Raw genomic sequence first — 8,573 nt, 5'->3', positions numbered from 1 at the left:
AACTCAGAAGTGAAACAGACCTGCGCCGATGGTAGTGTGGCGTTGCCCATGTGAGAGTAGGTCATCGTCAGGCGCCTAATACCCAAACCCCCGATAGCTCCGCTGTCGGGGGTTTTTTATTAGCTTAATCAAAACATGACCAAACGCACAGCCACACGCCGCAAACAAAGTTAACATATCGTAAAGACTGGCCACGCAATTACAAAAAGAGCCAGCATCAGAGACGCTCATCAGTCATCCCGTTCATACTGCCAACAACAAAAGCGGCTGTTAGGTGCGACTATGAGTAAAAAGTTATCGACCGTGCTGGCTTTAGCCATAGCTTTGCCTGTAACAGCAGTTGCGGGGCTTAAGCCTATTTCCGATGAGCAGATGTCGGAAGTCACCGGCCAGGCGTTCGTTTCGATTGACCGCCAGTATCATCCCGATCCTGATGACAACACGTCCTACACCCGCGTTAATCTTGGCATGGATATCGAAATCCAGACCAATATCGATACCTTGGAGCTTGGTCGCTACGAAAGAGCGGGCGAGAAAGCAGGGTCATCCGACGTCCTGATCAAAGATTTTTCGCTCGGTTACATCAATAATCGGGCTTATTATCAGCAGAACAGCAAAGCGGCCCGGCAATATCGGCCGGACGGATCCGCTTACGCGGAAAATGAAATTGTCCCGTTCATGATCGAAAACCCTTTCTTTGAGTTCGCCTTCGATGAGGCGACCAGTGAGGTGGTCGGTGTCCGCCTGGGATTTGGTGACGCGATGGGCGTGCTCTCAGGGAAAATCGAGACACTGACCGGCAGCGTTAACATCGATATCATAGATCGGGGAGAAGGCATGTCTGCCGCGAGTTCCAGCGGCAACTTTTTTGATCAGGCGATTGTTTTGCTGACGCCCCTTTTGGCGGGTAGCAGCCCTCTCTCGACACGCGCGCAGCTCGTTTATGGCGAGCCGGGCGATCCCCGGCTGGGTGAACTTGATCCTATCCGGTCTGAACACATCGGTGTGCCAAACGGTGAGCGCTTTGTTCTTGCGGATGCCAATAGCTTTACGCGTTGGGCATTGAAGAATCTCATTGGCTGGGGCGCGAGCTCTGAAATTGAAGTTCCAGACTGTTCCTTTTTTAGCTGTGGTTCGGGCGATATATATGTTTACGCTAATAACTGCACAGTCCTCGGAATTGATGCCTGCTTTGATCTGGATATGTATAACAGCTTTCCAATAGGGCAGGTTGAAGAGGTTAACGGCGAACGCCGCATTACCGGATCCGCTGATGGTGCATTTATGTCCTTCCAGACGAAGGATCTCGACTGGATTAAGGACGTCAAAAAGACCGATCTGACTGTCGAAGACTTTGTTCGTGCAACTTCCGGGGCATTCTTCAATATTCCCAATGGTGCCACCGAAGTGAATCTGAACGAAGCGCTGAACGGAACTGATCGGTATCGCACCGAATACATTGACCGTGGCCGGGGGTTGTTCTGATGGCTACCGATACCCGGTCCCTTTTGATCCGCTACAGTCATTGTTTGGCGGCCATCATGCTGTCGGTTGCCTTAGGCTGGCATTCACCCCTACAGGCTGAGCTCCAGACGCTGGACGATGCCGAGTTGTCCGAGGTTGACGGAGCGGGTATCGGGCTGGTCCTCGATAACTTTACCTTCTCGCACGGTACCGATCAGCCTGGTGAAAACGGTGAGCAGGGAAGAATATTTCGAATCACCGGCATCAAAAGCACGGACGGGCGTGACGTTGATATTACTGTAAATCATCTTTATATCGCCGGAGCCGGCAGCAACTATGGCGAAAACCTCACACCCGTTAATCTTGGTCGTCTGGTTAATCCGTGGCGAATCGGGGTGGTTGATGGCAACGACATAGGCGTCCCAAATAAGGCGATTCTCGAGTTGGCGGCACCGTCGAAAGTGATGGCCAGCGAAGGGTATGACTGCATGGGGGCATCAGCGGTTGCTGGCTCCGGTACTTGCTCCAGTAGGCCCGCTACCGACGATTGGCGCGGTGAAAGGGCTGATATTGGGATGCAAATGAATGTGGCGGTAGGTGGTGACCGGTCTTCGAATCTCAACCTGCACGCCCAAAGCGCGGTTATCGATGGCAGCTATATTCGTTTATGGGGTGACGATGAGCGCCGCCAGATGGCCGGCCAGTTCAAGCTGAACCTCTATTCCCCGGAAGTGTCTATTAATGCCTGCTCGCAGGATGGCAGTGTCTGTGGGTCACGGATCACGATGGCCGATTTTGCCTTGGAGCTGGCCATTGGCAATAGTCTGCAACCAGTTTTTTTCGATGTTGATGGCGGCGGTAACTTCATTCTTGAGGTTGATTCAATCGCTCGGCCAGCTGTTGGTCAGATAGCTGCCAACGGCCAGCGATCCGGCAGCAACGCTGAGACTTGGGATTACTATAATTCTTACTATTCCAACCCAGACCTTCGCAGCAACCTGCGAATAGGCAACTTCAGTGTGGGAGATCGTGACTTTGGCTCTGCTCGTGTCGAAGGAATGCTGATCCAGCACCTCAAGATTCAGACAAAGGACCTGGCACCATGAGCAGAGGCACGTTTAGATTCAGTCTTGCGTCACTGGTGTGTTTTGGCCTGCAGGCTTTACCTGTGAGTGTGCTGGCCGAGATGGCGCCGCTGGGTGATGATGCGTTATCGGACGTCTCAGGCCAGGGTGGCATCTATCTTTCAGGTGATATCAGTATCAATGAAGTGGGTGGGCCGGTTGAGAACAGTTATTTCGGGCGCTGCGAAGAGCAGGACAAAAAGTGTGGAGCTCGCTTTGCCTACCGCCTGAAAGAAGATGGCGGCTGGATGGTGCTGGATGAGATCAGAGGAAAGTTTTCCTTCGAAGGCCTGACATTGCGTGTGCGTTCAATCGATTCCGGTTTCGGTGGTGACGGAGAGGTATTTGATCGCGATGTGATTGAACTTGGGTTGCCCGACACGGTTCGATTTTCCGATGTCCAGTTCAAGTTGGCGGCAAGCAGCACCGCTCGTCCAACGGATCCTGGTTTCCAGCAAACGGATATCTTTGCGATCGAAATGCAGGGAGATGTCGTTATGCAGGGTAATCTCCTTGTCTTTCCTGATGGCAATCCATAGCCGGGGAGTTCTTCTATGACGAATGTACGCAGAGGTCCCAGGCAATTGATGAATGGTTTGAGGGCGCTACCTTTGATGTGTTTCGCCGCGGCAGGCTATGGTGATATGCGCCAGCTTGACGACACGGCGCTCTCCAGAATTCAGGGGCAGAGTGGTATTACTCTGGAGATGGACCTCAATATGGCCGCTGACAGTCTGTCTTATTACGATGATGGACAGGCTGTTCGCCTTGAAGGCTTCAAGGTGGGATCTTCGGAATCCCCGGGCCAGGGAGCGCTGCACAGAACACGCATCGATATTGGTGCGGATGCGTCTTTGAACCTCGAATACCTGGTAGAAGATCGCAGGATTGAGTTTTCTGATATTCGACTTGCCGGAGCTCCCGGGCTGAGCATGGGGGGCGTGTTTTTTGATCACTCGCTGGAAGGGATGTTGACCATCCGCCAGGGAGGGGCTGTTGGCGGCAATGGTTACACCTTTGATACAGCGTACACGATGACCGGTGGTCGCCTAGGGTACAGGACCAACGGCAATGCGGTGTTCCTTGACGATATCACCATGAGTGTTGAAGCGTTAGGCGTGACCCTGGATGTGGTCGGTAACACCCTTGAGCTGGTGTCACCGATGGTAAAAGGTAACTGGAGTGTGGGTGCTATCAGGTTCAGTGATAACCCGGTGTACCATGGTGCAAGCTCTGGCCCCGGTGGTGTGCCACTTGCCAGCTACGGCGCGTTGGAGAGTTCTTTTGAACTGTCCTCTAGAACCGGTATCACCGCCGGTGGGCGCCAGGGGCAGGGGTTGAGAATTGATCACGAGACAACGATTCATACCGCCTCGTTCCTCTATGTAGACGATGGCAACGCCTTGGCCCTGCGAGACATTACGGGCAATTACCGAATTCACGACCTGCGGCTGGATGTTGACGAGGATTGGGAAGGGCGCGCAGCCGTTGCGTTAACCCTCGGAAAGCTCGACGGCCAGGTTAATATCGGGGCGGTTGAGCTCGGTAGCGGCGGGCTGAGCTTCGGTTCAGTCAACCTCAGTTTTGTCCTTGAAGATCACGTGTTCAATGGCAGGGGCTACACCAATGCACTGTATCTTCAGGGCGGTGGCCATCCCGATGCCGGGCCTCAAGGCCTTCGGCTTGCCACCGAGTGGAGCCTCAGGCTGGCTGACCTGAGTTATACCGAAGATGGCAATCGAGTCATCATCAGCGGCCTGCAATCCTGGGGGCGAGGGGATGTCACGGTGAATGTAACCCGTGATGAGGTTCGTAATGGAACAAGATTCTATGACGGATTAAGGGTTGGCTTTGATGGGCTCAAAGCTGGCTATCGAATCAACGGCTTGCGGGTGGGTAGTGATGATGCGCCGCTTCAGGGTGGTACCGAGTTGTTGCTGGCTCTGGGTGTTTACCCGGCCTACGAATTTGAGTTGGATGGCCACGTAACGCTTGGGGCGGGTGGAGCGTCGGGCGATGGGTTAACGATTAACTCAGATATTTACATTAGGGACGGCAAGGCCGCTGTTATTGCTGCGCCTTATGATGAAGGAAATGGTGAGATTCCTCAGAAAGGACTTTGGTTAACGGAAATGACCTACGAAGGTCACGTTCGCAATATGACGGTGGACGTTACCGAAGAGGGCCTTGTAATGGAAACCGGCGAAGCCTGGAGCGATATGGATGTAGGCAATGTCCGGGTTGGAACGAGTACAGATGGAGCCAGTTTCGGGCGGTTGAAATTGCAGAGTTTCGAGCAGGGTAGCTCTATGGTGATCTCTCCCGGCGGGGCCGGTAATGTGTGTGTCGGCGGCACGGGAAGTTCATCCTCCTCCTGCAGTGATTCAGGCGGTTCCTGGGAGGCGCGAGGGGAAGAGGGGGTCACTATTGCTATGAAGAAGATTCTTGCCCGTGCCGAAGGCCCGGATAAAAGAAATGCGGTTTTGTGGGAGACAAACCGGGTTGTTGATGGTCAAGGAAAAGCCATTAACGGCACCGGAACCCAGTTGCTGATTAATGATATTCACACCAGTGACGGTGGCGACTTTAACGGTGACGGAATCGATGACAACACCTACGGTATCCGCACGGACCTCGCCGTGGATATCTATCAGACCAAGGTGACCAAAAAGGACAGCGGTCCGGATTCCAGGGGAGTTGTCGGCAGTCGGGGGGATGAGAAGATCATGGATCCAAACGCACCCCAGGGGTATCGGTATGTTTCGGAACCCGGGCAGGCTGAGCTGGTTAACCGGCCGTTGGGGTTTGCGGTGAAGGCAGAAACCCGTTTCAAGGAATTGTCGATCAATAATATCGATCTGATTCATCGAAACGGAGGTGCCCAAACTGCGGTGTTTGGTGCCAAGCTGCAAAACTTTGATATTCGGGCCAATCTGACTGCGACGCCCATTCCATAGGCTTTTGGGCCACGCGGTATCGACAATTAAAAGGGCAGCCCTCACGCTGCCTTTTTGTTTTTTACGCCATCCTGTTGTTTAATCCCCGCTGATTCATTCCTTGTCTGGATAGCACCCCATGAAGCCCAACGCATTATTGGCCTTGCTCAGCGATCGTCGTATTCACTCAGGAGAGTCATTGGCAAAGGAGCTCGGGGTTTCCCGCACAGCCGTCTGGAAGCAGATAAAGAGGGCGGTATCAGAGGGGCTCGAGGTTAAAACAATTCGAGGGCAAGGTTATCAACTTGTATCAACGCTCGACCTGTTAGATCGAGACCGTATTTTGGCGGCGCTCCCGGAAGAATGTCGAAAGCTGGTGGCACTGACGACGCTTTCAGAGGTAGGTTCGACAAACGCCGAGGTGGCGAGGCAGTTGGTCAGCGCGAACGGCTTGGTGCCCATTGTCTTAGCTGACGCCCAGACCGCTGGAAGAGGTCGGCGAGGGAGGAACTGGTCCAGTCCCAGGGGCGAAAATCTGTATCTGAGCCTGGGGCTGACCTTTCGGGGTGGCTTTGAGGTGTTGGACGGTCTTAGTCTGGTTTTGGGGGTTGCCGTTGCCAGGGCGCTCCAGAGCCTTGGGGCTGATGACGTAGGCCTTAAGTGGCCGAACGACCTGTTCGCGAGAGGCCAGAAATTTGGTGGAATTCTTGTAGAAATTCAGGGCGAGCTTCAGGAGGGCCAGGTTCAGGTTATCGCCGGTATTGGCATCAACGTACATATGAAAGAGGCGCCTGGCATTGACCAGCCATGGACCAGTCTGGCTGGAACATGGCCGGGCCGGGCGTGGGTGAGAAATGATCTCGCGGCTGCAATCATAGACGAGGTTGTCAGCATAGTTAATGTGTTCGAGTCAGGCGGCTTTGAGGCGTTCAGGGCCGAGTGGCAGGCGCGTGACATTTTCTTTGGACAACCTCTGGTTGCAAGGGAGGGAACGTTGGCGGGTCGTGGAGCCGGAGTCGACAACACCGGAAACTATCAATTGGAAACCGAAGCTGGCCTTGTGTCGGTCAGGGCAGGTGACATCAGCTTGCGGGTAGTTCCATGATCCTGCTGATCGATGCCGGGAATACCCGGGTAAAGTGGCGTCTGGCCCATGGCTCTGTCATCCAGGCAGAGGGTGTGTCAGTACTGGACTCTCCGCAGCCCTTCTCCGGATTGCCTGTGTTAGAGAGGGAGATACACAGTGTCGGGGTGTCGTCTGTAGGGTCCGAAGCCGGTCAGCGAGGCTTGGAGCGTGCGATTCGCCAGATCACACCAGCACCCGTTTCTTTTTATGGGTCCGAGGCTCAGCGCGATGGATTACTGAACTCGTACCGGGATGTCAGCAAAATGGGTTCTGACCGCTGGTATGCCATGCTCGCATGCTGGCAGTCGGTGAGGGCTGGCTTCGCGCTGGTCGATGCGGGAAGTGCAGTGACGGTGGACTATGTAGGGGAGGACGGCTGTCATCTGGGCGGGTTTATCCTGCCTGGTCTGCAAATGATGCGGCGCAGTCTCAAGCTCGACGCTGCCAGAATAGGGTTTGAGTTTGATGATCAGCTCGACACCCGCCCCGGCAGGTCGACTGGAGAGTGCGCAAACCATGGGCTCGCCTGGCTAACCCAGGGCATCATTCGCCAAATACACAGTGACGTCGCTGGGAGTCGCCTTGGGCGTATATTTTTGACCGGCGGTGATGCCCACCGCTTTCATAAGTTGGGCCTGAAAGCCGATATTCGTGAGGGCCTGGTGCTGGATGGAGTGCAGGCGGTTCACTCTTTGGCGTGTACTCAATGAGGTGGGCGGCTTTAATCCTGATGACCATCAACGTGGCTCTGTGGTTTGCCCCAGGCTGGGTCGAACCTGATAACGTAGTTCTGGACGGAAGTGGGGTGTTGCCACGGGTGATCAGTCTTAAGCCGGACTCGCCGGAGGCGTCGACTGTTGCCCCTGGGTTGGTTTGCGTCAGCCTTGGCTGGTTCGAATCCCCGGAGCGGGCGGCATCTGTTGGAAAGGAGCTGGGGCGAGCCTATCGTGTTGAGTCGCGGGCGGAGGAGTTGCCGCCACTGCATTGGGTGCTGATCCCGCCACAGCCTGACGAGGCTGCCCGGAATCAATTCAGGAGCCTGGCAATCCAGGGGGTTGAGTCATACATCGTGGCGCAGGGCGAGTACCGTAACGCCATCTCGCTGGGTTTGTTTGAATCACTGCAGGCCGCTGAATCGGTGTTGGCTGAAAAAAAGGCGGCAAATTTAAATGTAGTGCTGGCCAAGTTCCCCCGAAATCGGATAGGATACGCGCTCGTTTTTGACGTGGAATCGGGTCGGGAAACCGAGACGGTTCAGGCGGTTGAAGCGGAAACTGGTATTAAATTCGATTTGATCGAAAGCAAGACCTGCGAAGGTGTTGCAACGCCAGAAAAAAATCCGTAGTATACCGCCCTCGCTGAAGAGGCGAATGTGAGCTGGCGTAGCTCAGTTGGTAGAGCAGCTGACTTGTAATCAGCAGGTCGGGGGTTCGATTCCGTCCGCCAGCTCCACTTTTAAGTTTTGAGCAGATCCGTATTGCGGATTTGTACGGGAGGGGTTCCCGAGTGGCCAAAGGGATCAGACTGTAAATCTGACGGCTCAGCCTTCGCAGGTTCGAATCCTGCCCCCTCCACCACTTATTGCTCGCGGGCATCGTATAGTGGCTATTACCTCAGCCTTCCAAGCTGATGACGCGGGTTCGATTCCCGCTGCCCGCTCCAATTTGGTTTCAATGCTCATGTAGCTCAGTCGGTAGAGCACATCCTTGGTAAGGATGAGGTCACCGGTTCAATTCCGGTCATGAGCTCCATTTTTATCCGGTCAACGTTACGATCCTGGTTGATTAGGGGGTTTGGTCGAATGTCTAAAGCAAAATTTGAGCGTAGTAAGCCGCACTTGAACGTGGGAACCATTGGTCACGTTGACCATGGTAAGACCACTCTGACAGCCGCCCTGACTCGTGTATGTCACGAAGTTTGGGG

The 8,573-nt window shown here is 54.4% G+C and carries 8 protein-coding genes and 4 tRNA genes; all 12 read left to right on the top strand.

Going from position 1 to position 8,573, the window contains the following annotated elements:
- The first annotated feature begins 282 nt into the window (after positions 1-282).
- Positions 283-1,485 carry a DUF6160 family protein gene (locus QPL95_RS18160; protein ID WP_303292328.1) on the top strand — a complete coding sequence of 401 codons (1,203 nt, stop codon included), beginning with the start codon at positions 283-285 and terminating at the stop codon, positions 1,483-1,485.
- Positions 1,485-2,570: a hypothetical protein gene (locus tag QPL95_RS18155; RefSeq protein ID WP_303292327.1), complete on the top strand. Its 1,086-nt coding sequence runs from the start codon at positions 1,485-1,487 to the stop codon at positions 2,568-2,570. Before QPL95_RS18160 ends, QPL95_RS18155 begins: the two co-directional genes overlap by 1 nt.
- Positions 2,567-3,127: a DUF6160 family protein gene (locus tag QPL95_RS18150; protein WP_368389772.1), complete on the top strand. Its 561-nt coding sequence runs from the start codon at positions 2,567-2,569 to the stop codon at positions 3,125-3,127. The genes QPL95_RS18155 and QPL95_RS18150 overlap by 4 nt, the downstream gene beginning before the upstream one ends.
- A gap of 15 nt (positions 3,128-3,142) precedes the next feature.
- On the top strand, positions 3,143-5,545 hold the full coding sequence (locus tag QPL95_RS18145) for a DUF6160 family protein (RefSeq protein WP_303292326.1): 2,403 nt from the start codon (positions 3,143-3,145) through the stop codon (positions 5,543-5,545).
- Positions 5,546-5,663: 118 nt separating this feature from the next.
- Positions 5,664-6,629, top strand: coding sequence for a biotin--[acetyl-CoA-carboxylase] ligase (locus QPL95_RS18140; protein WP_303292325.1), 966 nt, complete (start codon positions 5,664-5,666; stop codon positions 6,627-6,629).
- Positions 6,626-7,360: a type III pantothenate kinase gene (locus QPL95_RS18135; RefSeq protein WP_303292324.1), complete on the top strand. Its 735-nt coding sequence runs from the start codon at positions 6,626-6,628 to the stop codon at positions 7,358-7,360. The genes QPL95_RS18140 and QPL95_RS18135 overlap by 4 nt, the downstream gene beginning before the upstream one ends.
- Before the next feature lie 20 nt (positions 7,361-7,380).
- Positions 7,381-7,995, top strand: a complete 615-nt coding sequence (locus QPL95_RS18130; RefSeq protein WP_303292323.1) for a hypothetical protein — start codon at positions 7,381-7,383, stop codon at positions 7,993-7,995.
- 31 nt (positions 7,996-8,026) lie between these two features.
- Positions 8,027-8,102: transfer RNA gene (locus QPL95_RS18125), tRNA-Thr, on the top strand.
- 40 nt (positions 8,103-8,142) lie between these two features.
- Positions 8,143-8,227 (top strand) — tRNA-Tyr (locus QPL95_RS18120).
- A gap of 10 nt (positions 8,228-8,237) precedes the next feature.
- A tRNA-Gly gene (locus QPL95_RS18115) sits at positions 8,238-8,312 on the top strand.
- A 13-nt stretch (positions 8,313-8,325) separates the two neighbouring features.
- Positions 8,326-8,401, top strand: a tRNA-Thr gene (locus QPL95_RS18110).
- A gap of 50 nt (positions 8,402-8,451) precedes the next feature.
- The coding region (locus QPL95_RS18105; protein WP_303292329.1) for a GTP-binding protein at positions 8,452-8,573 on the top strand (122 nt) is incomplete at its 3' end.

Source organism: Marinobacter sp. SS5-14b, from assembly GCF_030541005.1.
Classification (GTDB): Bacteria; Pseudomonadota; Gammaproteobacteria; order Pseudomonadales; family Oleiphilaceae; genus Marinobacter.
Note: the sequence above shows the minus strand (reverse complement) of the source record. Positions and strands in the feature narration are given on the sequence as shown.